General features: G+C 33.7%; 16 protein-coding genes and 3 tRNA genes. 10 read left to right on the forward strand and 9 right to left on the reverse strand.

The window, feature by feature from the left end:
* Nucleotides 1-256: 256 nt before the first annotated feature.
* Complete coding sequence (locus BLV91_RS02180) at nt 257-586, forward strand: hypothetical protein (RefSeq protein ID WP_245709590.1); 330 nt, start codon at nt 257-259, stop codon at nt 584-586.
* Here the strand turns inward: BLV91_RS02180 and BLV91_RS02185 are convergent, their stop codons facing one another.
* From BLV91_RS02185 to BLV91_RS02200, 4 genes are all read right to left on the reverse strand, one after another.
* Nucleotides 587-1,246: a M15 family metallopeptidase gene (locus BLV91_RS02185; protein WP_091429150.1), complete on the reverse strand. Its 660-nt coding sequence runs from the start codon at nt 1,244-1,246 to the stop codon at nt 587-589.
* Between the two features lie 94 nt (nt 1,247-1,340).
* Nucleotides 1,341-1,414: transfer RNA gene (locus tag BLV91_RS02190), tRNA-Arg, on the reverse strand.
* 39 nt (nt 1,415-1,453) lie between these two features.
* A tRNA-Pro gene (locus BLV91_RS02195) sits at nt 1,454-1,528 on the reverse strand.
* An 89-nt stretch (nt 1,529-1,617) separates the two neighbouring features.
* A tRNA-Ser gene (locus tag BLV91_RS02200) sits at nt 1,618-1,701 on the reverse strand.
* 241 nt (nt 1,702-1,942) lie between these two features.
* Here BLV91_RS02200 and BLV91_RS02205 point away from each other — a divergent pair.
* Entirely contained in the window at nt 1,943-3,121 is a 1,179-nt protein-coding gene (locus BLV91_RS02205) for an acetyl-CoA C-acyltransferase (RefSeq protein ID WP_091429152.1), read from the forward strand.
* Nucleotides 3,122-3,191: 70 nt separating this feature from the next.
* Nucleotides 3,192-3,953: a C40 family peptidase gene (locus BLV91_RS02210; RefSeq protein WP_091429154.1), complete on the forward strand. Its 762-nt coding sequence runs from the start codon at nt 3,192-3,194 to the stop codon at nt 3,951-3,953.
* Nucleotides 3,954-4,006: 53 nt separating this feature from the next.
* Here BLV91_RS02210 and BLV91_RS02215 read toward each other — a convergent pair whose 3' ends face one another.
* Nucleotides 4,007-5,278 (reverse strand): tetratricopeptide repeat protein, encoded by a 1,272-nt coding sequence (locus BLV91_RS02215; protein WP_091429156.1) that lies wholly within the window; start codon nt 5,276-5,278, stop codon nt 4,007-4,009.
* A gap of 54 nt (nt 5,279-5,332) precedes the next feature.
* Nucleotides 5,333-7,981 (reverse strand): DNA gyrase subunit A, encoded by a 2,649-nt coding sequence (gene gyrA / locus BLV91_RS02220; protein ID WP_091429159.1) that lies wholly within the window; start codon nt 7,979-7,981, stop codon nt 5,333-5,335.
* Between the two features lie 260 nt (nt 7,982-8,241).
* Between gyrA and BLV91_RS02225 the strand changes: the two genes are divergently transcribed.
* A complete protein-coding gene (locus BLV91_RS02225) occupies nt 8,242-10,791 on the forward strand; it encodes an ATP-dependent Clp protease ATP-binding subunit (protein ID WP_091429161.1) in 2,550 nt (849 codons plus the stop codon).
* A gap of 140 nt (nt 10,792-10,931) precedes the next feature.
* Nucleotides 10,932-12,302 carry a 30S ribosomal protein S6--L-glutamate ligase gene (rimK, locus tag BLV91_RS02230; RefSeq protein WP_091429163.1) on the forward strand — a complete coding sequence of 457 codons (1,371 nt, stop codon included), beginning with the start codon at nt 10,932-10,934 and terminating at the stop codon, nt 12,300-12,302.
* Between the two features lie 98 nt (nt 12,303-12,400).
* Here the strand turns inward: rimK and hutH are convergent, their stop codons facing one another.
* Nucleotides 12,401-13,909, reverse strand: a complete 1,509-nt coding sequence (hutH, locus tag BLV91_RS02235) for a histidine ammonia-lyase (RefSeq protein WP_091429737.1) — start codon at nt 13,907-13,909, stop codon at nt 12,401-12,403.
* A gap of 362 nt (nt 13,910-14,271) precedes the next feature.
* On the opposite strand from hutH, the gene BLV91_RS02240 reads away from it, so the two are divergent.
* The 5 genes from BLV91_RS02240 (at nt 14,272) to BLV91_RS02260 (ending at nt 21,661) form a co-directional block, all read left to right on the forward strand.
* A complete protein-coding gene (locus BLV91_RS02240; protein WP_091429165.1) occupies nt 14,272-14,487 on the forward strand; it encodes a hypothetical protein in 216 nt (71 codons plus the stop codon).
* A gap of 107 nt (nt 14,488-14,594) precedes the next feature.
* Nucleotides 14,595-17,042, forward strand: coding sequence for a bifunctional aspartate kinase/homoserine dehydrogenase I (gene thrA, locus BLV91_RS02245; RefSeq protein ID WP_091429168.1), 2,448 nt, complete (start codon nt 14,595-14,597; stop codon nt 17,040-17,042).
* 98 nt (nt 17,043-17,140) lie between these two features.
* Nucleotides 17,141-18,061: a homoserine kinase gene (locus tag BLV91_RS02250; RefSeq protein ID WP_091429170.1), complete on the forward strand. Its 921-nt coding sequence runs from the start codon at nt 17,141-17,143 to the stop codon at nt 18,059-18,061.
* 118 nt (nt 18,062-18,179) lie between these two features.
* Nucleotides 18,180-19,469, forward strand: a complete 1,290-nt coding sequence (thrC, locus tag BLV91_RS02255; protein WP_091429172.1) for a threonine synthase — start codon at nt 18,180-18,182, stop codon at nt 19,467-19,469.
* A 272-nt stretch (nt 19,470-19,741) separates the two neighbouring features.
* Nucleotides 19,742-21,661: a hypothetical protein gene (locus tag BLV91_RS02260; RefSeq protein ID WP_091429175.1), complete on the forward strand. Its 1,920-nt coding sequence runs from the start codon at nt 19,742-19,744 to the stop codon at nt 21,659-21,661.
* Nucleotides 21,662-22,046: 385 nt separating this feature from the next.
* On the opposite strand, the gene BLV91_RS02265 is transcribed toward BLV91_RS02260, so the two are convergent.
* Nucleotides 22,047-24,980 carry a PAS domain-containing protein gene (locus BLV91_RS02265; protein WP_091429177.1) on the reverse strand — a complete coding sequence of 978 codons (2,934 nt, stop codon included), beginning with the start codon at nt 24,978-24,980 and terminating at the stop codon, nt 22,047-22,049.
* A 20-nt stretch (nt 24,981-25,000) separates the two neighbouring features.
* A complete protein-coding gene (ehuB, locus tag BLV91_RS02270; RefSeq protein WP_091429179.1) occupies nt 25,001-25,858 on the reverse strand; it encodes an ectoine/hydroxyectoine ABC transporter substrate-binding protein EhuB in 858 nt (285 codons plus the stop codon).
* Nucleotides 25,859-26,447: the final 589 nt, after the last annotated feature.

Genomic DNA, 26,447 nt, shown 5'->3' on the forward strand with positions numbered 1-26,447 from the left:
CTAGATTGCAGATATTCTTTAGGAATCGAATTAACCTCTTTTAAGTAAAGGTGGAGGATTTCATCTCCCTTTTTATAGGAAGTAAGTTCGAAATATTCAACAATAATTTCTGGCAATAATAACTTGATCAGTTCGCTGTAGGAATCTTGCATTGAGATATATTTTATAAATGTAAAAGTCGTTATTTATATATTTCCCCACAACATTTAGACTTGATCCCCTAAATGTTCAATTAATACAAAAAAGTAAAGGTTTTTTGAAGGCAAATTGTTTTGATAAAAATTCTAAATTATTTTTACAGTTATTTAATGGAAATATTATCACATTAATCCATGTTGATGAAGAAAACTGTGGTTCCCTTATACGCGACGATAAAAACTTTGATAATCGTATAACGACAGCTCGTTTTATGTTTATGAAAGGAAGTCTTGAAGAATTGAAAAATTCTGCAGTGTCTTTAATGAGAATTAAATATTTGACCGATACAGAAGATTATGTGATTCAGAAAGAGTTTAAATCAGAGTTAGACAATCTGGTATATGAACCTGAAACTTACTTCATAAATAATTTACAGTGTATTGAGTAATTAGTCACAATCCCATTTCACATTTGATACTTTATCATTTAGCCCCGCTTTTAAATTATAGTGCCACCATTCAGAATCAAAGGAATTAAAATTAGCTGCTTCCATAGCACTTTTAAGTAATATTCTGTTTTGTTTTACTGTATCAGAAAGCTTAGTGTAATTATGACTTGCTTCGATGCCAAAAAAATCGAAATCAGTCCCCATATCGAGTTCTTTTCCGGTAGTATCTACCAAAGTTATATCAACTGCTCCTCCTCTATTATGGATAGAGCCTTTCACCGGGTCAGCGACATATTTGGGGTTTGAGACAATCTTCCACATCTTTTTTTGGATATCAAGAGGTCGGTAACAATCAAAAAGCTTAATTCTATATCCTTTTTTAATAAACTCTTTATTGGCTTCAACCAATGCAGAAACTGTTTTTAAACGCAGGTAACATTCTGCACAATCATACACTTTAGCTTTCAAAAAGTTATCTTCGGTTGCATACTTCATATCGTAGACAAAATCACTGCTGTAATCTTTCAGGTTTACAAATGTAGTATCATTTACGACCACTTTATTGTTTGTTCCATTTGAAGGATAAACAACTTGGGCTTTACAAGAAACAAATAATAAAAGAAAACCCAAAAACAAACAAAATCTAAAAGAAGAGTTCATAAATATTTTTTTTTATAAAAATAGGAAAATTGAGCCGATTTATACAGATTATTAAACACAAAAAAACCGATACTAATTAAAGTATCGGTTTTTGTGAAGGCAGAAGGATTCGAACCTTCGACCGCCTGCTTAGAAGGCAGGTGCTCTATCCAGCTGAGCTATGCCTCCATTTTTCTTTTAAAACTTAAATGGAAAAAGTTTTTATTGTCGGGGTGGCAGGATTCGAACCTGCGGCCTCCTGCTCCCAAAGCAGGCGCGATAACCGAGCTACGCTACACCCCGAAAATTCAATATTCATTTTAAAATCTTTATGCCTTTCTCATTTTTATGAGAATTCAAAAACGCTATTTTTGAATCATAAAAAAATTAAGCGGAGGGACAGGGACTCGAACCCTGGCACCGATTGCTCGGTGACAGTTTAGCAAACTGCTCCATTACCACTCTGGCACCCCTCCAAGCTCAGAGAAACGTGTCTCGTTTTGCGGTTGCAAATTTAGGACTTCTTTGCGTTACTCACAACTATTCTGAAGGTTTTTTTCAATGTTTTTTTACATTTTTATAAAAACACTTCACAGTCAAACATATAGCACAAAATAAAAAGTAAATTTATTTTCTAAAAAATATAAACCCGTAATCAAAATCAGAATTTGTCTAAAAAAGATTAAATTTGCTAGATAAACCAACATTATATAAGTTATGAGCAAAAGAGTTGTTATCGTTTCTGCCGTTAGGACACCTATCGGAAGTTTTATGGGGGGATTATCTACCGTTTCTGCAACTAAATTAGGAGCAGCAGCCATAAAAGGAGCATTAGATAAAATAAGTTTAGATCCAAAATTAGTAGACGAAGTTTTTATGGGCAATGTGATCCAGGCCGGTGTAGGGCAAGCTCCTGCACGCCAAGCAGCAATTTATGCTGGCTTACCTGATAACGTAGTCTGTACCACTATAAATAAAGTATGCGCATCAGGAATGAAATCCGTAATGATGGCGGCGCAAGCAATACAATGTGGCGACGCAGAAATTGTTGTTGCCGGAGGAATGGAAAACATGAGTTTAGCTCCACATTATATGCATTTGCGTAGCGGAACTAAATTTGGCCCAGCCACTATGGTTGACGGACTGCAAAAAGATGGCTTAATTGATGCCTATGACAACAACGCAATGGGAGTTTGCGCTGATCTGTGTGCATCTGAATACAACTTTAGCAGAGAAGACCAAGACACCTACGCAATTCAATCGTATGCGCGTTCAGCAAAAGCTTGGGAAGATGGAAAATTTGACAATGAAATAGTTCCTGTAGCAGTTCCACAAAGAAAAGGAGATCCAATTATGGTATCCAAAGATGAAGAATACACCAACGTTAAAATTGATCGTATTCCTACTTTAAACGCTGTATTTACAAAGGAAGGTACTGTTACAGCTGCCAATGCATCTACAATAAACGACGGAGCTGCAGCATTGATTCTAATGACCGAAGAAAAAGCCCTTTCATTAGGACTAAAACCTTTGGCTTTCATCAAAAGTTATGCTGATGCAGCCCAAGAACCAAAATGGTTCACTACAAGTCCTTCAAAAGCGCTTCCTAAAGCTCTAGACAAAGCAGGAATAAGCACAACTGATGTTGATTTCTTTGAATTCAATGAAGCTTTCGCAGTAGTTGGATTAGCAAATTCAAAAATTCTAGGTTTAGATAACGACAAAGTTAACGTAAATGGTGGCGCAGTATCATTAGGACACCCTCTGGGCTGCTCTGGAGCACGTATTATCGTCACGCTATTAAATGTTTTAGAACAAAATAATGGTAAAATTGGAGCAGCCGCTATATGTAATGGTGGTGGTGGTGCTTCGGCAATTATTATTGAAAGATCCTAAAACAATTATAATTATGCGTTATAGACTTAAATCCTATAACGCATAATTCTTAACTAATAAATAAACCTAAATGTTCGGAATTTGTAATCTGGCTATAATCCCTCTTCGGTTTGAACCAAATGATAAAAGTGAAATCGTTTCCCAAGTTTTATTTGGAGAACATTTTAAAATTTTAGAGCAATTGAACCAATGGTCTCGTATCAAAATGCAATTTGATGGATATGAGGGCTGGGTAGATTCAAAACAATATCAAAGTATTTCTGAATCAAGTTACAGTCTTCTTTCTGATGATGCTATCGTTTTAAATGCAGATTTAATAGAATACATTACTGGCGAATCTAATTTGTTGATTCCAATTCCACTGGGGTCTTCATTATCGTTTATCAATCATCCAGAGATAAACAAAAGTAATTTTGATTTTGAAGGAACCAAAGTTGAAGGAATTAAAGACAAAAAAAAACTAATCAACACAGCTTTTCTATATTTGAACGCACCTTACCTTTGGGGCGGAAAAACACCTTTTGGAATCGATTGTTCCGGTTTTACTCAAATGGTATACAAACTCAACGGCTATAAGTTATTGAGGGACGCATCTCAACAATCAGCACAAGGGGAAGCATTGAGCTTTATAGAGGAAAGCGAACCTGGAGATTTAGCTTTTTTTGACAATGAAGAAGGCAACATCATACATGTAGGTATAATCATGGAGAACAACTATATCATCCATGCTAGCGGAAAGATTAGGATAGATCGACTAGATCACCTTGGAATTTACAATCCAGAGATTAATAAGCACACGCATAAACTCCGAGTTATAAAAAAAATAATATAAAAAAAACCTATCTGAAATCAGATAGGTTTTTTTATGTTCGAATATAAAATGTATTATTTCATTTTAGCTTCTAAAGCTTTTTTCTCAGCAGTCATTTCTAACGCACTGTATACTCCTAGCAATGTTTTTGAAACATCCTCATTTTTAGGATCTACTTCTAATGCTTTTACAAGATAAGGAATCACTGATTTAAAGATACCCTGTCTTTGTGCTTTCAATGCAGCATAACGCTTCATATCTTTATCAGAAGTGCCTAATTTATTCATTTCTGCAATTATTGCATTTTCACTCTCCAATTTTAAGGCCGCCATATTTATGTAGGCATTAAGGTACGTTGGGTTAATTTCAATAGCACGAGCATAGTACTTCTCTGCTTCAACAGTATTTTTAGCATTAGCGCTAAGAACCCCTAAATTAAAAACTAAATCTGCATCATTTGGATTTTTAGCCAGTACTTCATTGATTAACTTTTTATAAGTCTCAAAGTCCTTCGTTTCCAAATATAAGTTTGCTTCAGTCAAAATCAATGAAGTATCATCAGGATTTGCTACTCTTGCTTCCGCAATCGCTTTTTTAGCCTCTTCTGTTTTTCCATTTTGAACTAGAATCAAAGCCATATTTTTGAATATCTCTCCTCTTTTTGAAGGGATAGTTTCAGTTGTTGGCTTTTCATGTGTACCCATTTTCACCATTCTGTCTCTTTCTGCAGCCGTAGTAAAAAGATCTTCTTCTCCTGTCAATTTATTTAATGCTAAATAATTAGTTCCTTTCCCAGAATAGTTCAATCTTTTCAACTCATCATACATTTTCAATGCTGTATCATATTCTTTTGCATTTACGTAAGTAGATGCTGCGTAATACAGATTTAAAGTATCTTTTGTATCCAACAAATAAGCAGCATATAATTTATTTGCGCTCTCAGAATGCTTATCCACTTTAGAATCAGCAATTGCATTGTTTATTAATTTGTATTTAATCTTTGTAACAGATACAGCTGCTTCACTAGAATATTTTGATTTTCCTGATGCTTTTTCAGCAGCTATTAAGTCAGTGTATGCTTTTGCCGCTAAAGACAAATTTTTATCTGTCTCAATGTTTTTATCTGCTAGATCTAGATACACATTCCCTTTCAAAAAGAAAAACTGGGCTTTCTCAGAATCTGATGCATTAGGAATTAAAGACTCAGCTCCTTGTAAAATAGTCGCTGCTTCTTTAGATTCTCCTTTTTTCAAGGCTTTTTCTGCAGCTTTTATTTCATCTTTTTGAGCAAAGGTAGCAACAGAGATCAATAAAGCTGATGCTAGAATTACATATTTACTTTTCATAGTATTCTTGTTTTTTGTTTAATTTTTTTTTCTTAATTTATAATAATTGTTTTGTTAATCTTCGTCATCTTCTGAATCATCCTCTTCGACATCGTCATCCTCAGCTTCTTCTTCATCAGTGTCGTCGTCATCGTCATCTCCTTCTTCATCTTCTAAAACTTCAAGAACTGGTTTTACCCTTTCGATAACTTCAGCTTCAATTACATTTCCGTCTTCATCAACAACAGTTTCTTCGACATCATCTTTCATTACTTTAGTAACAGCAGCAATAGAATCTTTACCTTTTAGATTAATCAATTTAACACCTTGAGTTGCACGTCCCATTACACGTAAATCTTCAACAGCCATTCTAATAGTTAAACCAGATTTATTGATAATCATTAAATCATCAGCATCTGTTACGGCATTTATCGAAATTAAACTTCCTGTTTTTTCAGTGATATTCAAAGTCTTAACCCCTTTTCCTCCTCTATTAGTAATTCTATAAACATCTTCCCCGTCTTCGTCAACCAATTTGGTACGTTTTCCGTATCCATTTTCAGTTACAACTAAAACTTGTGAGTCGTTTATATTGTTTTTATCTACAGTAACCATGCCAATCACTTCGTCATTGTCATCTTTCAACGTAATTCCACGAACTCCAGATGCCGTTCTTCCCATAGGGCGGGTCTTAGTTTCTTCAAAACGAACTAACTTACCAGACTTAACTGCAAGTATGATTTGGCTCTCGCCATTTGTTAATTTTGCTTCCAATAATTCATCACCTTCCTTAATTGTAATTGCAGCAACACCGTTTACTCTAGGTTTAGAATATTTCTCTAATGACGTTTTCTTAACCTGACCTTTTTTAGTTACCATAATCAAATTATGTCCCTTAATGTAATCTTGGTCTTTTAAATCTTGAGTACAAATAAATGCTTTTACTTTATCATCGCTCTCAATGTTTATAAGATTCTGAATCGCTCTACCTTTAGCAGTCTTGCTTCCTTCTGGTATTTCATAAACACGCATCCAGAAACATTTCCCTTTTTGAGTAAAGAACATCATATACTGGTGATTTGTCGCTACAAACATGTGTTCCAAGAAATCCTGATCTCTTGTTCCTGCACTTTTTTGACCAACTCCACCTCTATTTTGAGTTTTATATTCTGTTAAGTTCGTTCTTTTGATGTATCCAGCGTGTGAAATCGTAATTACCACATTTTCATCTGCAATTAAATCTTCGATACTAACATCACCACCTGAATATTCAATTACTGAACGACGCTCATCACCATATTTATCACGAATTTCAATAAGCTCTTCTTTAATCAAAGCAATTCTTAAGTTAACATCGGCAAGTAAAGCTCTTAAATGCTCGATTAACTTCATGATTTCATCGTATTCCGTTCTTAACTTGTCTTGTTCAAGACCTGTTAATTGACGTAAACGCATTTCTACAATAGCACGAGACTGAATGTCGGATAATTTAAATCTTTCGATTAATTTTTCCCTTGCTTCTTCCGTACTTTTCGAGGCTTTAATCAATGCAATTACCTCATCAATATTATCTGAAGCAATAATCAAACCTTCTAAAATATGTGCCCTTGCTTCCGCTTTTCTCAATTCAAATTGCGTTCTACGAGTCACCACATCATGACGATGCTCAACAAAATAGTGAATCAGGTCTTTCAAATTCAACATTTGAGGACGACCTTTTACAATTGCAATATTATTTACACTGAAAGAAGATTGTAACTGCGTATACTTATATAAGGTATTTAAAACCACATTAGGTGTAGCATCACGCTTCAAGATATAAACAATACGCATACCGTTTCTATCTGATTCATCACGTATGTTTGCTATCCCTTCAATTTTCTTATCGTTAACCAAATCTGCAGTACGCTTGATCATATCTGCCTTATTGACTTGGTATGGAATTTCAGTAACAATGATTGACTCACGACCATCCACTTCTTCAAAACCAACTTTGGCGCGCATCACTACTCTACCTCTACCTGTTTTGAAAGCTTCACGAACGCCTTCATAACCATATATTATACCACCAGTAGGAAAATCTGGCGCTTTTATATAATTTATTAATTCATCAATTTCAATATCGTTATTGTCCATATACGCCAAGGTACCGTCAATCACCTCCGTTAAGTTGTGAGGAGGCATATTAGTAGCCATACCCACAGCAATTCCTGTTGCCCCATTAATTAATAAGGTAGGAACACGAGTTGGCATAACCGTTGGCTCTTGCAACGTATCATCAAAATTTAATTTGAAATCAACAGTTTCTTTATCTATATCTGCCAAAATTTCTTCTGAAATCTTACGCATTCTAGCCTCAGTATAACGCATCGCTGCAGGACTATCTCCATCCACAGAACCAAAGTTACCTTGACCGTCAATTAATAAATAACGTAAACTCCACTCTTGGGCCATACGAACCATAGCGTCATAAACAGAGGTATCTCCGTGTGGGTGATACTTTCCTAAAACTTCCCCGACAATTCTTGCGGACTTTTTGTGAGCAGATCGTGAGTTAACTCCTAAATCATGCATTCCAAATAGTACTCTACGATGTACTGGTTTCAAGCCATCTCTAACATCTGGAAGTGCTCTTGATACAATAACCGACATCGAGTAATCGATGTAAGCTGTTTTCATTTCATCTTCTATGTTAATAGGAATTAACTTTTCTCCTTCAGACATAAGTTGTTATATTAAAAAATTATATTAGTTTCAAAACGTGCCAATATACGGCTTTTTGAAATTTTTGAAAGTATTTTAACATACTTATTTCAATGATTTATTAACAAAGCAGCCTTCTCATTTGTTTAATAAAAAAAGCATTTTTTTTGATTCTATTCCATCATTTTTTCGTCAATTAGCTGACATGACATCTTAAGGAACGATTTTTGTTTTTCAAATGGTAATTCACTAAATTTACACATACAATCAATACATATATTATGGATGATAATTTTTCACCAAGAGTAAAAGACGTTATTACCTATAGCAAAGAGGAAGCTTTGCGACTAGGTCATGACTTCATAGGAACAGAACACTTGATGCTAGGTATCCTTCGAGATGGAAGTGGTAAAGCAATACAAATATTAAATAACCTGTCTATTGATTTAGACCATTTACGCAGAAAGGTAGAAATACTAAGCCCTGCAAACCCTACTATAGATACTAATATAGAAAAGAAAAACCTTCACTTGACTCGTCAAGCAGAGCGTGCATTGAAAACTACTTTTTTAGAAGCAAAAGTATTTCAAAGCTCTTCCGTAAGCACCGCTCATCTTCTATTATGTATTCTAAGAAACGAAAATGACCCAACAACCAAGCTACTGAATAAATTAAAAATTGATTATGATGTGGCTAAAGAACAATATATCAATATGACACCAAGCGAAGAAGAATTCTTAGAGAATTTACCAAGAGCAACTGACTCATACAACGATGATTCAGGACAAGATGACAGTCTGAAAGAAGGAAATTTCAACAATCCCGCCAATAAATCAAATAAAAAATCTAAAACACCTGTTTTAGACAACTTCGGAAGGGATTTAACCGAAATGGCTGAAGAAGGAAAACTAGACCCTGTTGTAGGACGTGAAAAAGAAATTGAGCGCGTATGCCAGATTTTAAGCCGCCGTAAAAAGAACAACCCACTGCTTATTGGTGAGCCTGGTGTTGGGAAATCTGCTATTGCCGAAGGATTAGCGTTGCGAATCATTCAAAAGAAAGTTTCACGAATCCTATTCAACAAGCGTGTTGTAACTTTAGATTTAGCCAGCCTTGTTGCCGGTACTAAATATAGAGGACAGTTTGAAGAACGCATGAAAGCAGTAATGAACGAATTAGAGAAAAATGATGATATCATTCTTTTTATAGATGAAATTCACACTATAGTTGGTGCTGGCGGAGCTACTGGTTCCCTAGATGCATCAAACATGTTCAAACCAGCTTTAGCAAGAGGAGAAATCCAATGTATTGGAGCTACTACACTTGACGAATACAGACAGTATATAGAAAAAGATGGCGCCTTAGAAAGACGTTTTCAAAAGATAATCGTAGAACCAACATCTGTCGAAGAAACGATTACCATCTTGAATAACATTAAAAACAAATATGAAGACCACCATAATGTTACTTATTCGCAAGAAGCAATTGAAGCTTGTGTGAAATTAACAGATAGATATATGTCTGAACGCTTTTTGCCAGACAAGGCTATTGACGCTTTAGATGAGGCAGGTTCTCGTGTGCACATTACCAATATTGAAGTTCCAAAACAAATTTTAGATCTAGAACGTCAATTAGAAGATGTTCGTGAATTAAAGAATGTTGTTGTTAAAAAACAAAAATATGAAGAAGCCGCCAAACTTCGAGATGATGAGAAACGCATCGAAAAAGAATTGGCTATAGCCCAAGAACAATGGGAAGAAGATGCTAAAAATAACCGAATCGAAGTTACAGAAGATAATGTCGCAGATGTTGTATCTATGATGACTGGAATTCCTGTAAATCGTATCGCGCAAACAGAAAGTAACAAACTAGCTATATTACCTCAACTTATCGAAAGTAAAGTTATTGGACAAAAAGAAGCCGTTATAAAAATCGCGAGATCTATTCAAAGAAATCGTGCTGGATTGAAAGATCCAAACAGACCAATTGGTTCATTCATATTCCTTGGTCAAACAGGAGTTGGTAAAACACAATTAGCTAAAGTACTGGCAAAAGAATTATTTGATTCTGAAGACGCTTTAGTTCGTATTGATATGAGTGAATACATGGAGAAATTTGCAATCTCACGTTTAGTTGGAGCGCCTCCGGGATATGTAGGATACGAAGAAGGTGGACAATTAACCGAAAAAGTTCGTAGAAAGCCATATTGTGTGGTTTTATTAGATGAGATAGAGAAAGCGCATCCAGATGTTTTCAATATGTTATTGCAAGTTCTTGATGACGGATATTTGACAGATAGTTTAGGTCGAAAAATTGACTTCAAAAATACTATCATAATCATGACTTCAAATGTTGGAGCACGACAATTGAAAGATTTTGGTCAAGGAGTTGGTTTTGGTACTGCTGCAAAAGTAGCACAGGCTGATGATAATTCTAAAAGCATCATTGAAAATGCATTAAAGAAAACATTTGCTCCTGAGTTTTTAAATAGAATTGACGACGTAATCGTATTCAATGCTTTAGAGAAACATGATATCGATTTAATTATTGAAATTGAATTGAAAAAATTATATGCTAGAGTATCTGAGCTAGGTTACAACTTAAGTCTTTCTGATAAAGCGAAAGCATTTATTGCTGAGAAAGGTTTTGATAGACAATTTGGCGCAAGACCACTAAAAAGAGCCATTCAGAAATACGTTGAAGATGCACTTGCTGAAGAAATTATTACTTCAAAAATTGCCTCTGGTGATGATATTTTCATGGACATTGAAGAAGGTGCCCAAGAATTGACAGTTACAGTCAAAAAAGCAGAAGAACCTACAAAACAATAGATTATTGAATCTTTTGTCATAAAATAAACCCGTTACGTTTTTATAACATAACGGGTTTATTCTTTATATCAATTTCTCTTATTATTAAAAACAAATATTTACATTTGGATTTTATAATTACAGCTCAAACATTTTAATATATGTCACAAAATAAAGTAATTCTAGGTAGCGAAGAATGGTGTTCATTTCCAGAACTGGGAATCCCTACAATAAAAGCACGTGTTGATTCAGGTGCTAAAACATCGGCGTTACACGCTATAAACATTGCCCCTTTCATCAAAAATGAAGCAAACTGGGTACGATTTGACATCAACCCAATTCAAAATAACCTCAAAACAGTTATACACTGTGAGGCACCCTTAATCGACAAACGAATCGTAAAAAGCTCTAGCGGATTTCGTGAACAACGGTATGTTATTCAAACTAATTTAGAAATTGGAGATTCAAAATGGCCAATTGAAATGACGTTGACTAATAGGGATTCAATGGGATTTCGTATGCTTTTAGGACGCGAAGCCATGAGCGGAAGAGTTCTTGTTGACCCAGAACAACAATACCTTTTAGGCCAACCTACATCTGACAGTCTTAAAGAATTATATAAAAATTCTGCAAAAGCAAGCACAGGTTTACGAATTGGTGTCTTAGCTAGTAACCCTGAATTATACAGTAACAAGCGAATCATGGAAGCGGGTGAAATGCGTGGTCACGAAATGCATTTTTTAAACATCAAGGAATGCTACATGAAACTTGATGCGGATACTCCTGAAATTCATTATAGAGGTGGGATAATTCTAAACCAGTTTGACGCTATTATTCCTAGAATACGACCAAGCATCACTTTTTACGGATGTGCATTGACGAGACAGTTTGAAGCATTAAAAGTGTTTTGCTTAAATTCAGCAAGTGCAATCACGCAATCTCGTGATAAATTATACTCATTACAATTGCTCTTAAATAGCGGAATAGGAATACCAACAACTGGATTTGCAAATTCGCCTTTGGATACCAATGATTTAATTAAAATGGTTGGTGGTTCTCCACTAATCGTAAAATTACTAGAAGGAACTCAAGGAAAAGGAGTTGTTTTGGCGGAGACCAAAAAAGCTGCAGAAAGTGTTATCAATGCCTTTAAAAGTGTTAATGCAAACATATTAGTCCAAGAATTCATCAAAGAAGCCAATGGTAAAGATATCCGTTGTTTTGTAATCGATGGTAAAGTAGTAGCTTCTATACAACGTGAGGCTATGCCTGGCGAGTTTAGAGCGAACATTCACCTAGGTGGAACAGCATCGGTTATTAATGTAACCATGGAAGAAAAACGCATCGCGATAAAAGCGGCAAAAGCTATGGATTTAAAAGTAGCAGGTGTAGATATCATCCGTTCTTCAAAAGGGCCTTTATTACTAGAAGTTAACTCTTCCCCTGGATTAGAAGGAATTGAAGGAGCTACAAATAAAGATATAGCAGGTGAAATGATCAAGGCTATCGAAAAGAACTTTAAGATTAAGTAATTCGATCCTAACGTAGTATACTATTAAACTGAAGTAAAAAAACCATCCAATATTAAAAAATTGGATGGTTTTTTATTTATTATTAGCCTTATCTTAAACTAATTTAACAAATCTTCTTCGATTTGGAAACTATTCAAGAAAGCTACTGTTTTCTCAATATCATAATGTAAAATGCGATCTTCTTTTATAAAAGGTACTTCCTCTCTGTAAGAACTTAGGAACATTTCGATAAATTCACTCGATTGTAATGGCCTTCTGTAATGAATTGCTTGAGATGCATTCATTAACTCTATTGCCAAAATACGTTCGATATTATCCAATACTCGTAATGCCTTTGTAGCTCCGTTTGCTCCCATACTCACATGATCCTCTTGTCCATTACTAGAAACGATACTATCAACACTTGATGGCGTTGCTAATTGTTTATTTTGACTAGCAATACTAGCAGCAGTATATTGAGGTATCATCAATCCTGAGTTCAGTCCAGGGTTATCTACCAAAAATGCAGGCAGATTACGTAAACCTGAAATCAACTGATAGGTTCTTCTTTCTGAGATACTTCCCAATTCAGCCAAAGCAATTGCCATAAAATCTAAGGCTAAAGCCAAAGGTTGTCCATGAAAATTACCTCCAGAGATGATTTGGTCACTTTCAATAAATATATTAGGATTGTCTGTAACCGAATTAATTTCTGTCTTAAACACTTTTTTTACATACTCAAAAGCATCTTTTGAGGCTCCATGAACTTGTGGGATACAACGAAACGAATAGGGATCCTGCACATGTGTTTTTTCTTGCTCAATGATTTCACTACCATCTAAAAAGTCTTTAACGCGATTGGCCGTTACAATTTGTCCTTTGTGAGGACGAATAAAATGTATCAATTCATGAAATGGCTCGATGCGACCATCGAATCCTTCCAAAGATATTGCTGCTATTAAATCTGCTAAATAAGAAAACTTATTCGTTTTTATCAAAATATGGGCTCCATAAGCACTCATAAATTGCGTACCGTTTAACAATGCTAAACCTTCTTTAGATTTCAAAACAATTGGTTCCCAGCTAAAGCGCTCCATTACGACACTTGAATGCACTTTTTTTCCTTCAAAATACACTTCCCCTTCTCCTAACAATGGTAATGACAAATGCGCCAAAGGAGCTAAATCGCCTGAAGCACCTAAAGAACCTTGGGTATAAATTACCGGTAAAACATCATTATTGTAAAAGGCTACTAAACGGTCTACTGTTTGTAATTGTATACCCGAATGTCCATAGCTCAAAGACTGTATCTTAAGCAACAACATTAATTTTACAATAGCGCATGGAACTTCCTCTCCCGTGCCACAAGCATGTGATTTTACTAAGTTTTCTTGTAATTTAGACAAGTTCTCATTTGATATTTTGACATTGCAAAGTGAACCAAAACCAGTATTAATACCATAAATAGGTTCCGAATGAGAAGCCATTTTTTTATCTAAAAAATCACGGCATTTTTGAATATTTACTTTAGCCTCATCAGATAACTCTAATGATTTGTGTTGGGAAATAATCTCCTGTACTATTTCAAGGGTAAGTACCTCAGTACTTATATAATGTGTATTGTCCATTTTCGTATCGAATTTTGAGTAGCCAAAATTCAATAAATCAATATTAAAAAGCAACATATATTGACAATAATTTAAAATAATTGTCAAAAAATATTGATTTAATAAATTTGACGTAAAAACAGGAAGATTATTCCTTCTTTAAAGCTAGGACGGTTGAAAAAATAGTAAAACCAGCTAAATTAATTTACTCTTAAAAACCATTATCAATGTAATTAGCGTCTAAAATAAAGGAATACCTTGTTTATCAAGTCAAAACAAGTACAATATAGTATAGCATTTCTAAAAACAAGAATCAGAAACACACTCAATTTGATTCTGGATCCAATAAAATATATTGATTGTTCCGCTAACAAGCTCATAAAATGAGAAATACTCAACAGAGACCAAATTCTCATTGGATTATTAAAATATTCGCAAAAACAGAAAAAAGGTTTTTTGCTTTTTATAAAAAACTGTATTTTTGGAAAACAATAATGAAAGACAACAGATCTACATATCACTCTTCGATAACAACTCAAATTTGGGTTGCACTTTCTGTTACGGCTACATTTACAGCTACAACAACTACTACCCCTTAGGGGTATACATTTTACATATAATCCTATTTTGTATTTTTCTTTTTAAAGAAAGAAGGATATTGGATGTATAAAAGACATTACATTTTTTTAAAATCAAAACACATAAAATGAAAATATTAAAATTTGGCGGAACTTCGGTCGCCAATGCACAAAATATAAAACTAGTCCTAGACATAGTCCAAAATCAAGCAAAACAAGATCAATTAATCGTAGTGGTATCTGCTTTAAGCAAAATTACCGATCTATTGCAATCTGCTGCCGCAAAAGCAGCAGCAAGTGACGAAAGCTACAAAGATGTTGTTGCCGAAATCGAGAAAAAACATTTAGACACACTAAAAGAGTTAATACCGGTAAGTCAACAAAGTGGTTTATTAAGTCATGTAAAAAGGATTATTAATCATCTGGAAACACTTTTAGACGGATGTTTCCTTCTAGGAGAACTTTCTGCAAGAACTGCCGATACTATTTTAAGTTTTGGTGAATTATTGTCTTCTTATATTATTGCAGAAGCTTTAAAACAAAACCTAGATAATAGCAGTTACAAAGACAGCCGTGAATTGATTAAAACCAATAGCAATTTTGGAAAAGCTGCAGTAAACTTTGAATTAACAAACCAACTAATCGCTGATTATTTTTCGTCGAATAAAAGTCAGGTAGTTATTATGCCCGGATTTATTGCAACTTCTTTAGACGGAATCACTACCACTTTAGGTCGTGGCGGCTCTGATTATACAGCAGCAATATTAGCAGGTGCCTTAGATGCAACTGATTTAGAAATTTGGACTGATGTAAACGGAATGTTTACTGCTAACCCAAAAATCGTAAAACAAGCGCAACCTATTGCCAGTATTTCATACCAAGAAGCTATGGAATTGTCTCATTTTGGTGCCAAAGTGTTGTATCCACCTACAATTCAACCCGTTTTAAGAAAAAATATTCCTATTCTGATTAAAAATACTTTTGAGCCAGAAGCCGAAGGAACATTTATTTCGAATAATGCTGTTGCAAATGGAAATCCGGTAAAAGGGATTAGTCATATTGACAACATCACATTAATCACTCTAGAAGGTCCTGGAATGATTGGTGTTTTAGGATCATCAAAAAGACTGTTTGAAGTATTATCTCAGGCCAATGTGAATGTTATTTTTATCACACAAGCCTCGTCAGAACATTCTATTTGTATCGGAATTTTAAATTCGGATGCTGATGTGGCTGAAGAAGCTATCAACAAAGCTTTTGAAATTGAAATTCTTCAAAACAAAGTCGAACCTTGTATTGTTGAAAAAAATCTTTGCATCATTGCTTTAGTGGGTGAGAACATGAAAAACCACCAAGGATTGAGCGGAAAAATGTTCAGTACTTTAGGGAAGAATAATGTTAATATTCGTGCCATTGCACAAGGTGCTTCTGAAAGAAACATCTCAGCAGTAATCAACGAAAGAGATGTGAAAAAAGCATTAAATACGCTTCACGAACGTTTCTTTGAAGACAACACAAAACAATTGAATCTTTTTGTTATGGGTGTTGGTAATGTAGGTGAGAAATTCATCGACCAAATTAACCAACAAAATAAATTCCTAAAAGACAACTTAAAAATAAACCTGAGAGTTATTGCCTTAGCCAATTCTAGAAAAATGCTTTTTGATGAAGAAGGTATTGATTTAAAATCATGGGAATCACTTTTAGACAAAGGAGAAAAAGCAGACCAACAATTGTTTATTGAACAAGTAAAAGCACTGAATTTACGTAATAGTATTTTTGTTGATATCACGGCAAACGAAAGCGTTTCTCAAACTTACGCACACTTTTTAAGAGAGAGTGTTGCAGTAGTTACTTGTAATAAAATTGCCTGTTCATCGGCATTTGACAATTACAAAAACCTTAAAAACTTATCTCGTAGATACAATGCTCCTTTCTTATTTGAAACAAATGTTGGTGCAGGATTACCTATTATTGATACCGTTAAAAATTTAGTGGCATCAGGAGATAAAGTCAACAAAATCCAAGCGGTATTATCAGGAAGTTTGAACTTTATCTTCAATAATTTTGATAAAGACAACTCTTTTCATGATGTAGTAAAAGAAGCCGGAATACAAGGATTTACAGAGCCAGATCCAAAGATTGATTTGAGCGGAATTGACGTAGCCAGAAAAATATTGATTTTGATTCGTGAAAGCGGATACAAAATGGAAATTGAAGAAATTGAAAATGAATCTTTTCTTCCTGCTGCATGTATGGAAACTGTAAATAATGAAGATTTCTTTAAATCCCTAATCGAACATGCTAGTCATTTTGAAGATATTTTGGCGGAAGCCAACGCAAAAGACAGCCGATTGAAATTTGTAGCGCAATTTGAAGATGGAAAAGCAAGCGTAGGTTTGCAATTCATCCCAAAAGATCACCCTTTTTACAACTTAGAAGGAAAAGACAATATCGTATTATTCTACACAGATCGCTACATTGACCAACCTTTATTAATAAAAGGTGCTGGTGCAGGAGCTGCGGTTACGGCTTCGGGAATTTTTGCGGATGTGATTAGGATAGGGAATGTTTAAAAATTAGTTTCAAGTTTAATGTTTCAAGTTAAATCGTTGTTGAAAAGCACTTTTTTTAAAACCTGAAACTTTAAACTTTAAACCTGAAACAAAAAATCATGAATCAAATAAAAATATTTTGCCCTGCAACCATCGCCAATCTATCTTGTGGATTTGACGTTCTTGGATTGTGTTTAGACAATGTTGGGGATGAAATGGTTATCAGGAAATCAGATAAAAAAGGGATTCGCATCACTAAATTAGTGGGTGCCGACTTGCCTCTTGAAACTGAAAAAAATGTAGCTGGAGTTGCAGCATTAGCAATGTTGGAAGCATTAAATTCGGATGCGGGATTTGAAATTGAAATCTACAAAAACATCAAAGCCGGAAGCGGAATTGGAAGTAGCGCTGCCAGTTCAGCGGGTGCGGTTTTTGGAATCAACGAATTACTAGGAAGACCATTCGAAATCAAAGATTTGGTTCCTTTTGCAATGCAAGGCGAAAAACTAGCTTGCGGAAACGCTCATGCTGACAATGTAGCTCCTGCCCTATTAGGCGGATTTACATTGGTACGTAGTTATGATCCGCTTGATATTATAAAAATAGAAAGTCCGTCAGAATTATATGCCACGGTAGTTCATCCACAAATTGAACTAAAAACATCGGATGCACGCTCTGTATTGAAACAAACCGTTTCTTTAAAAAGCGCCATCATGCAATGGGGAAATGTAGGAGGATTAATTGCTGGTTTGTATACCAAAGATTACGACTTAATAGGTCGCTCGCTACATGACGAAATCGTGGAGCCGTTGCGTAGCGTATTGATTCCTGGATTTGATTTAATCAAACAAACTGCACTTGAAAATGGTGCTTTAGGCTCTGGAATATCAGGTTCTGGTCCTTCTATTTTTGCTTTAAGCAAGGGAGAAGATACCGCAAAGCAAATCGCTAAAGCTATGAGTGCTGTTTATGACAAAATGAAATTACCGTACGAAATTCACGTTTCAAAAGTGAATCCTGATGGTGTGAGAATATTATAATATTAAATAAAAATTTAAGATTTTTGATTAACGATTTTTGATTTTAGAAGTAACTCCTATTACGAGAACAATCAACAATTTAAAATCGTTAATCTCCAATCAGAAATCATTTTTACCAATGAAATACTACAGTTTAAACCATAACGCCCCAAAAGTTTCTTTTCAAGAAGCCGTAATACAAGGATTAGCTAGCGATAAAGGATTGTATTTTCCGGAATCGATTACGCCATTGCCTCAAGCCTTTTTTGATACTATCGAAAGTTTAAGTAACGAGGAAATTGCTTTTCAAGCGATTCGCCAATTTGTAGGTGACGAAATTCCTGAAGAAAAACTAAAAGAAATTATTGCCGAAACACTTTGTTTTGATTTCCCGGTTGTGGAAGTCGAAAAAGGAATCTATTCTCTAGAATTATTTCATGGTCCTACAATGGCTTTTAAGGATGTGGGAGCGCGATTTATGTCCCGTTGTTTGGGATATTTCAACAAAGATAAAAAAGACAGTAAAAATACGGTTCTCGTTGCTACATCTGGAGATACAGGTGGTGCAGTTGCCAGCGGTTTCCTAGGCGTAAACGGAGTTGAAGTAATTATCCTGTATCCATCAGGGAAAGTCAGTGACATTCAAGAACGCCAATTGACAACGCTAGGACAAAATATTAGAGCACTTGAAGTAGACGGTGTTTTTGATGATTGCCAGGATATGGTCAAAAAAGCATTCTTAGACGAGAGTTTGAAACATCACAATCTGACTTCGGCGAATTCTATTAATATTGCGCGCTGGTTGCCACAGATGTTTTATTTCTTTTTTGCTTATAAAGCATTAAAAAAACAAAACAAACCCTTAGTTTTCTCTTGTCCAAGTGGGAATTTCGGGAATATATGTGCGGGAATTATCGCCAAGAAAATGGGCTTGCCAGTAGAACATTTTGTTGCTTCTACTAATGTGAATGATACGGTTCCTCGTTTCTTAGAAAGCGGACTTTACGATCCTAAACCGTCTAAAGCAACGATTTCGAATGCGATGGATGTAGGGAATCCTAGTAATTTTGTTCGTATTCAGGAAATGTACCAGAATGATTTGGCGCAGTTTAAAAAGGATTTTTCTTCTTTTACGTTCACAGATGCTGAGACATTACAAGCCATGAAAACCATTTATAATACAGATGGTTACATAGCAGAACCACACGGAGCTGTTGGTTATTTAGGATTAAAAAAAGAATTAGAAAACCACCCGAACGCACTTGGGATTTTCTTAGAAACCGCGCATCCTATCAAGTTTTTAGATACGGTAGAACCCACATTAAATGTAAAACTGCCTATTCCTGCTCAAATTGAAAGTGTGTTAGGAAAAGAAAAACTAAGCACTAAGATTAAAACTTACGAGGAATTCAAAGCGTTTTTAGGCTAATACTTAAATTACAAATTAAATATACAAACGACTGAAGAATGATTTTCAGTCATTTTTTTGTGGAATGACTTTGCTGTTTTTATTTTAATATTGGAATGGTTTCCTGTAAGTAAAATCATTAAGTTTGATTAAGAAAATATAAAAGGACACTTATCGCACAAAGCCAACCTATAATGGGTGGATTGAATTTTATGGCCACAACATACAAGTTACCAACTATTTTGCCACAGAATCAGAAATCTAACGTAAATTTATAATCAAAATAGCAGAAAATGTCAGATGATTTAAGAAGGGTCGTTTATTATTCAAATGACGATTTAAGTAGTGGAATAAATTTAGAAAATGCAGAAAAAATAATTCAATTATTCGATAAGAATAATTCCTTTGCGATAAATGATTTACTTGAATTGTATAACATTCAATTATACTTTAAAAATAATCTTCGATTATCTACTTGGTCTGATGAACATTATCAAAAATATAAAAATATAGCAAGTGAGTTCTGCGAGTTGATAAAAAACTTTTTTTTATCAATCAATAACTCAAATTTCATTCAAGTTTTTACAGAAATAAATTTCCAGTACACTCATAATTTTTGGGAATTATTCAATAAATTAAATATATTTAAAAAAATTGATTCTAGTTTAATCTCTAATTTATTGACTTCGAAAAGATATATATTCCAAGAAGTTTTATATAACCAAGAATTAGTAAATTACTATTCAAAAGTAATTCTAGAGCATTTTGAAAAAAATCCCGAAACTGCTGAGATAATTTTATCTCACTACGAGGAAATTTCATTAAATACGAAAAAAAAAATTTACATACCTAAAATCTTTTCATTTGAAAAAATTGAAATATTGATCAACCACTATATTTCACTTTCGGAACCGAACTTAAATTACATTAATCTTATTGTAAATTCTCAAAATTTAAAACTTGATTATAAAACTAAATTTAGGGCTTCCAAAAAAGAACGTGAAATTACAAAATCATTTTTCAAGGAAAACAACGGAATATCATATAGTGTGGAAATTGGAATTTCGGGAGAACAATTAGAGCCTAAAAATTTAAAATACAACGAAGTAAATAATCGATTAATTTACACTTATAGCGAAAATTACCTTGCTAACACAAGAGATTTTTTTTCGATATTCAAAAATTTTACTGTCTTATTTGAATATGTCAACTTTCAAGGTTGTATAAATTTAGTCCATCGAAATTGCGAATTGGACACTATGGATAGAATTTTTATGCGTTCAAAAGGAGAATTTTTAAAATATATAAAATTTACTCAAAAAGAACTTCTCTCTAATGGACAATTTGCTTTATATAAGCACTACTTAAAAAGTAAAAATATTGACATTGAAGATATTATTTCTTTTGTTGTGTTAGAAACGCTACAAAAAGTCTATTCAATTGAAGAATTAAAAATATCACTACCCTCAAAAGAAACTGAATTTTATGAAAAGGTGCGTATTCTAGCACCTGAATTAGAATTTCTATTAAAACAATACAATGCATTTATTGAAGACGGAGAGATAGATTTTGAACTGTTACGTTTTAACTCATCTCCTATCTATTTTAGCAAACTAAAAAGCAAAGTAGCAATTAAATATGTATATACTAAAGGCGAGAATATTAACCGCATAAAATATGGCTTATTTTCGACACAATCATCTTTAACCTATATTGAACCATTTAAGAATAAATATAACTATCTGTATGAACTCCTTTCAAATGAAAATGTCACCTATGATTTATTTGAAGGCTTTCAACAACGTGAAATTGATTATTTATTAGAAAAAAAAATCATCTTTTTTGACATCAATAACTTTATCAGAGTTGACAGAATTATGTCACTTATTTTTAGTTCATTTTACTATCAAGAGGTTATAAATTTTTGGCATTTCCCTTTAGAAATACAAAGTATTTTAATTGAATTGGAGAAGCAGAATGAAGTGGAATTTGAAAACTGTTTGTTTACTCGGGAAGAAATACGCTATTTAAACTATAATTTAAATAAAAAAGAATTTTCCAATGGTTTAGATTTACGAAATAAATATATTCACGGCTCAAACTCTGAATCAAAAGATGTTCAAGAAAATGATTATAATGTACTTTTGAAAATTTTTGTATTAATTCTTCTAAAAATTGAAGACGATATATTATTAAGTGGAAGAGAAAACTAAATAAAAAAACTACTGATAACAGCTAAGAGTTCGTTGGGCTTGCAAAGCCAACAATGAAGCCTGTGTTGAACGGAACCAGCTCCGCGAAGTATAGTTCGCTGCGCATATGTCTCTGACTTTGATAAGAGATGAAGCGTTAGTTATTCAATCAAAAACTTTCAACATACAACAAATCGGCTAGGGAAACTTAGTCGGTTTTTTTTTTTTTAATACGTGAATGTAAGTAGGAATTGCGTGAGGGATAGCAGCTAGCTACCGAAGTAGCGCGTATAGCCCGACAGTATTGCGACAAGGGGCTTTATCAACGCAAAGCTTAGTAAGCCCCTTGCTGGAATGCTGTCACGCCCAAATAATTAGTTTTAGAACGCTGAAGAATTGCCTATTCCTACATACTATATTGAGTGAAGTATTTGTTTAGCAAAATAAGCAATTCATTTTTGTCTATGGGTTTTGTAATATAATCATTAGACCCAGCCAATAAGGCTTTTTCACGATCTCCTGTTAGTCCAAACGCCGACTGTGTAATGATAATTACATCTGGATTTATTTCCCGAATGGCTTTCGTTGCTTCATAACCATTCATGTCAGGCATTTGCACATCCATTAATATTAAATCGACATCTGGGTTTTCTTTGAATTTCTGAACTGCTTCACGACCCGTTTTTGCTTCGATTATTTCTTTTCCAAATTCCTGTACCGACTTTAAAATTAGCTTTCTTGAAATAGCATCATCATCAGCAATTAGCATTTTTAACTTTATATTTAATGGTGCTGAAGTTTGTTTTTCAAGTTTTGGAATTCTATTAGTTTGCGCATTTTTCCATTCGTTTTTCACGTTAAGCGGTAATGTAAAATAAAAGCTAGTTCCTACTCCTTCCTGGCTTTCAAGCCAAATATCACCACCCAACAAATTCACAAAAGCTTTAGCGATCGCTAATCCTAAACCAGCACCTTGTCGTGCCTGAATATTTGAAATATCGACTTGTATAAATCGCTCAAAAATGACAGCTTGTTGCGCTGCTGGAATTCCAATTCCGGTATCTTTTACAAAAAACTCGATAAAGCTATCTTTAACTGTATATCCAAACTCTATTGTACCTTTATCTGTATATTTAATGGCGTTTTTAACTAAGTTGGTCAGGATTCCATAGAGTTTTTCAGGGTCTGTCACTAAATAAAGATCAGAAAACTGCTTACTATTATATAATAATTGTATTGATTTATCTTCAGCATCTAAGTTTAAAAGACCAAACACCAGATCCATTCTTTCATTTATATTGATCTCCTCAAGATTAACCTCCATCATTCCTGATTCAATTTTGGAAATATCTATAATTTCAGAGATTAGATTTAGCATACGGGCTCCACTAATTTGAATCAGTTTGATATATTCTTGCTGCTCTTCTTTTCCCAAGCCTGGTTCACTCAACAAGGATGAAAACCCTAAAATACCATTCATAGGAGTTCTGATTTCATGACTCATATTAGCAAGAAAAGCTGATTTCAAGCGATCGCTTTGCTCTGCTTTCTCTTTAGTTTTTACTAATTCCAATTCGGTTTTCTTGCGACTAGTGATATCTGAAAAAAAGATAGAAATTCCATCTTTAGTTGGAAAAATACTATTCTCTATCCATCTATCAAAGGGCTCGTAATACTGTTCCATTTGTATGGAAACTTTATCATTCATTACTTTTTCATAGCTCAATTGAAATGGTTGACCTACAATTTCAGGGAATTCTTCCCAAATGTTTTTGCCTATTAATTCGGCTGGATTCTTTCCTAAAATTTCTCCCGCTTTTGAATTGACAGATGTATAACACCAATTGTCATCCAAAGAAACAAAAGCTTCACTCATGCTTTCCAGAATGTCTTTTAAAAAGTTGCGTTCTTCATTAAGCTGCTGATCAGCAACTTTATTTTTATTAATGTCTCTTATGGCTCCAATCATTTTGATTGGATTTCCGCTATCATCAAATATTGCTGTACCAATTGAATTTTGCCAACGGAATTCATTGCTTTTGTGTAAATGTCTATATTCGACATTATAATCAATACCCTTTTCGATATGATCTTTTAAGGCTTGCAACACATAACTTTTATCCTCTGGATGAATTCTGGATTCCCAATCTAGGTAGCTAAACTGTAAATTGTTGCTTTCAACATCATATCCTAAAATGGCATACCATCTTTTTGAATAAAGAGTTTCATTGGTCACTAAATTCCATTCCCAAATTCCGTCTTTTGTGGCTTCGGTAGCTACTCTATATTTATTTTCGCTTTCCTCGATCTGTTTTTTTGAAGTTAGCAAATCGATTTCCATTTGTTTTCGCTCTGTAATATCAACTTCTATTCCATCCCAACAAGCAACGCCATCAATTATACTTACATGAGACACATAATAAGACCATCGAATACTACCGTCTGGATTTATGACTCTAGCTTCTTTTTTAAAAACACTCTTATTTGCCAACGCTTTTCTTTCAGCGAGGATCAATTCTTCGATATCATCAGGGTGTATTCTACCATAAATTAATTCTGAGTTTGCTAAAACTTCTTCAGGGGTACAACCATACAATTGATTTACAGCATTGCTGACATAATTAAACCTTCGTGTGCCCTCTTCATACATAGCAACTTGATAGATCATACCATTTACTAAATTGTTTGAAATTGATTTTAGTTGTTTTTGACTTTCAATTAGATCTTTATTCGATTTATTAATTTTTGAAGTAAGATTGAAAAAAATTATACAAATTAAGATTAATAAGAGACCAGCAACAATTAAGGCTATCAGAAAATCAGAATTTAATGTTGCTGATAATCTTTTTAGTTTGACATTAATCAGCGTATCAATTTGATCTGCTTGTTTTTCTAAACTATAAAATTGTATACGTAACTTGGTTTTTAATTTTGCATCGTTGCCTCCTGAATAATTAGTGTTTTCTAGGGTATCTTGAAAACCAGAAACATTTATTATAAAAGATTTTAACAGCTCTTTTTCAGACTCAGAAATAGTATTAAGCTCAGATTGAATGTCATTAGTTAAACTCTTTTTAAACACATTTATCGCTTGATTTAAATACGCAATTCCTACCTCTTGTTTAAAGGGTGAATTTGAATCAGCTGCAAGTCCCACATGTAAAAACCCTCTTGTTAAGTCAATTCTTGCTTGACGAATGTTTTCTAAAACTGTGATCTCGTGTTTAATTATTTGTTTTTGTTTGAAATAAATCCAAGTAATACCAATACAAATAAGTAGTGAGGAAACGATGACTATATAAAGCCATTTTTTTATATTCAAATTTTTTATTGAATTCATTTTCAATAGTAGATTAATTTCTAAAGGTTTACTATTTCTTCAGTGCTTATCGTCCCAGGTAATTCGTCTTTAGAAAAACCAAATTTTGCCAATAGTTCTAAATGCTTTGGGCTTCCAATAAAAGCTTTCAATTCTTTGTTCCAAGCATTTTGCAGTTGGACTTCATTTTTTTGAAATTGAACTGCTCCATATCCTGTATTTTTATTTAATGTTACATCTGGCTCATTAAAACGTGTCGCTATTTCAACCAAATTTGTTTTATCATTACTAAGCAACTGACGTAAAGTAGGTCTTGATACTACAAATGCGTCAGCTAAACTCGTTTCTACAGCTATTTTTCCAGCTTCCACATCTGGTACTAAGACAAGATGCTGAGAATTAAACCCCATTCCTACAAGCATTACTTCTTCAACGGAGCCTTCTACTATAGCTATTTTAAGGCTTTTATTTTTGAAAATCTGTTGGTACGAAAGAAGCTTTTTAGGATTTCCTTTGGCTACAAGCAAACCTTGCTTTACACAGAATGTTGGTTCAGAGAAATTCACTCTTTTGGCTCTTTCATTCGAAATAAACATACCCGTAGCGATAATGTCAATTTTGCCTGATTCTAATTCATTAATCAATGAGCCAAATTCCATTAGTCGCCATTCAATATTTTTTATTCCTAATCGATTGACAATCTCTTTTGCCTCCATTGTTGAAAGTCCAGTAACTTCCCCATTTTTTTTTACAAAAGCGTAAGGCGCTTCAATAGAATACCCTATTTTAATGGTTCCTGCTTCCTGTATTTTTGTTAGCGAATTGTCTTTATAGATGAAAAAAGTAGCTGTAGTAATTCCAACAAGAATTACAAGAAGAACTAAAATTGTTTTCCTCATTTACTTAAATTTTGATTTTCTAATTAAAAATTTAAAAGTACAATATATATATTACTAAATATTGCGCTAAGCCATTAAAATTCACTATATTAAACGGAAGCTACTGCTACAATTTGATGATTATTCGATAAAACAACCTACTTTACTAATTAATCTAAATAATTAGAACTTTTACGAGTAAAATAATATGAATTCGATTGTTGTTTTTCCAATACTACTGTATTTTGAGAGGCACAAACAATAGTTTTTTCTTAGATAATAGTATTCATCGGCATACTATTTCCATACATAACAGCTTAATATTATGATTTGTTCTGAATTGTAATAAAAGAATTACATCAGCTTTTTATCACTACTGCCCATCACTATTCCGAATCACTACAACAGCAATATTATATTTTACTTTCAAATTTTCCCTATTTATTATATGCCAAAAACATCTAAAAAAACTAGTAATACCTCAACCAATCAGACCATCAAGTCTTCTAAAAATTAACAATCGTTAACATTCTGTTTTGTAAGATTTAACACTAAAATACAAGTCATTAATCTGCTATAACTGCGCCGTTCCCATTATAATGTCTAATTT

The sequence above is a fragment of the Flavobacterium degerlachei genome (assembly GCF_900106645.1).
Classification (GTDB): domain Bacteria; phylum Bacteroidota; class Bacteroidia; order Flavobacteriales; family Flavobacteriaceae; genus Flavobacterium; species Flavobacterium degerlachei.

Bases quoted from the DNA above. Each gene is read 5' to 3' on its own strand.
- BLV91_RS02185 (WP_091429150.1), bottom strand. From the start codon at position 1,246: ATGAACTCTTCTTTTAGATTTTGTTTGTTTTTGGGTTTTCTTTTATTA.
- BLV91_RS02205 (WP_091429152.1), top strand. From the start codon at position 1,943: ATGAGCAAAAGAGTTGTTATCGTTTCTGCCGTTAGGACACCTATCGGA.
- BLV91_RS02210 (WP_091429154.1), top strand. From the start codon at position 3,192: ATGTTCGGAATTTGTAATCTGGCTATAATCCCTCTTCGGTTTGAACCA.
- BLV91_RS02215 (WP_091429156.1), bottom strand. From the start codon at position 5,278: ATGAAAAGTAAATATGTAATTCTAGCATCAGCTTTATTGATCTCTGTT.
- gyrA (WP_091429159.1), bottom strand. From the start codon at position 7,981: ATGTCTGAAGGAGAAAAGTTAATTCCTATTAACATAGAAGATGAAATG.
- BLV91_RS02225 (WP_091429161.1), top strand. From the start codon at position 8,242: ATGGATGATAATTTTTCACCAAGAGTAAAAGACGTTATTACCTATAGC.
- rimK (WP_091429163.1), top strand. From the start codon at position 10,932: ATGTCACAAAATAAAGTAATTCTAGGTAGCGAAGAATGGTGTTCATTT.
- hutH (WP_091429737.1), bottom strand. From the start codon at position 13,909: ATGGACAATACACATTATATAAGTACTGAGGTACTTACCCTTGAAATA.
- BLV91_RS02240 (WP_091429165.1), top strand. From the start codon at position 14,272: ATGAGAAATACTCAACAGAGACCAAATTCTCATTGGATTATTAAAATA.
- thrA (WP_091429168.1), top strand. From the start codon at position 14,595: ATGAAAATATTAAAATTTGGCGGAACTTCGGTCGCCAATGCACAAAAT.
- BLV91_RS02250 (WP_091429170.1), top strand. From the start codon at position 17,141: ATGAATCAAATAAAAATATTTTGCCCTGCAACCATCGCCAATCTATCT.
- thrC (WP_091429172.1), top strand. From the start codon at position 18,180: ATGAAATACTACAGTTTAAACCATAACGCCCCAAAAGTTTCTTTTCAA.
- BLV91_RS02260 (WP_091429175.1), top strand. From the start codon at position 19,742: ATGTCAGATGATTTAAGAAGGGTCGTTTATTATTCAAATGACGATTTA.
- BLV91_RS02265 (WP_091429177.1), bottom strand. From the start codon at position 24,980: ATGAATTCAATAAAAAATTTGAATATAAAAAAATGGCTTTATATAGTC.
- ehuB (WP_091429179.1), bottom strand. From the start codon at position 25,858: ATGAGGAAAACAATTTTAGTTCTTCTTGTAATTCTTGTTGGAATTACT.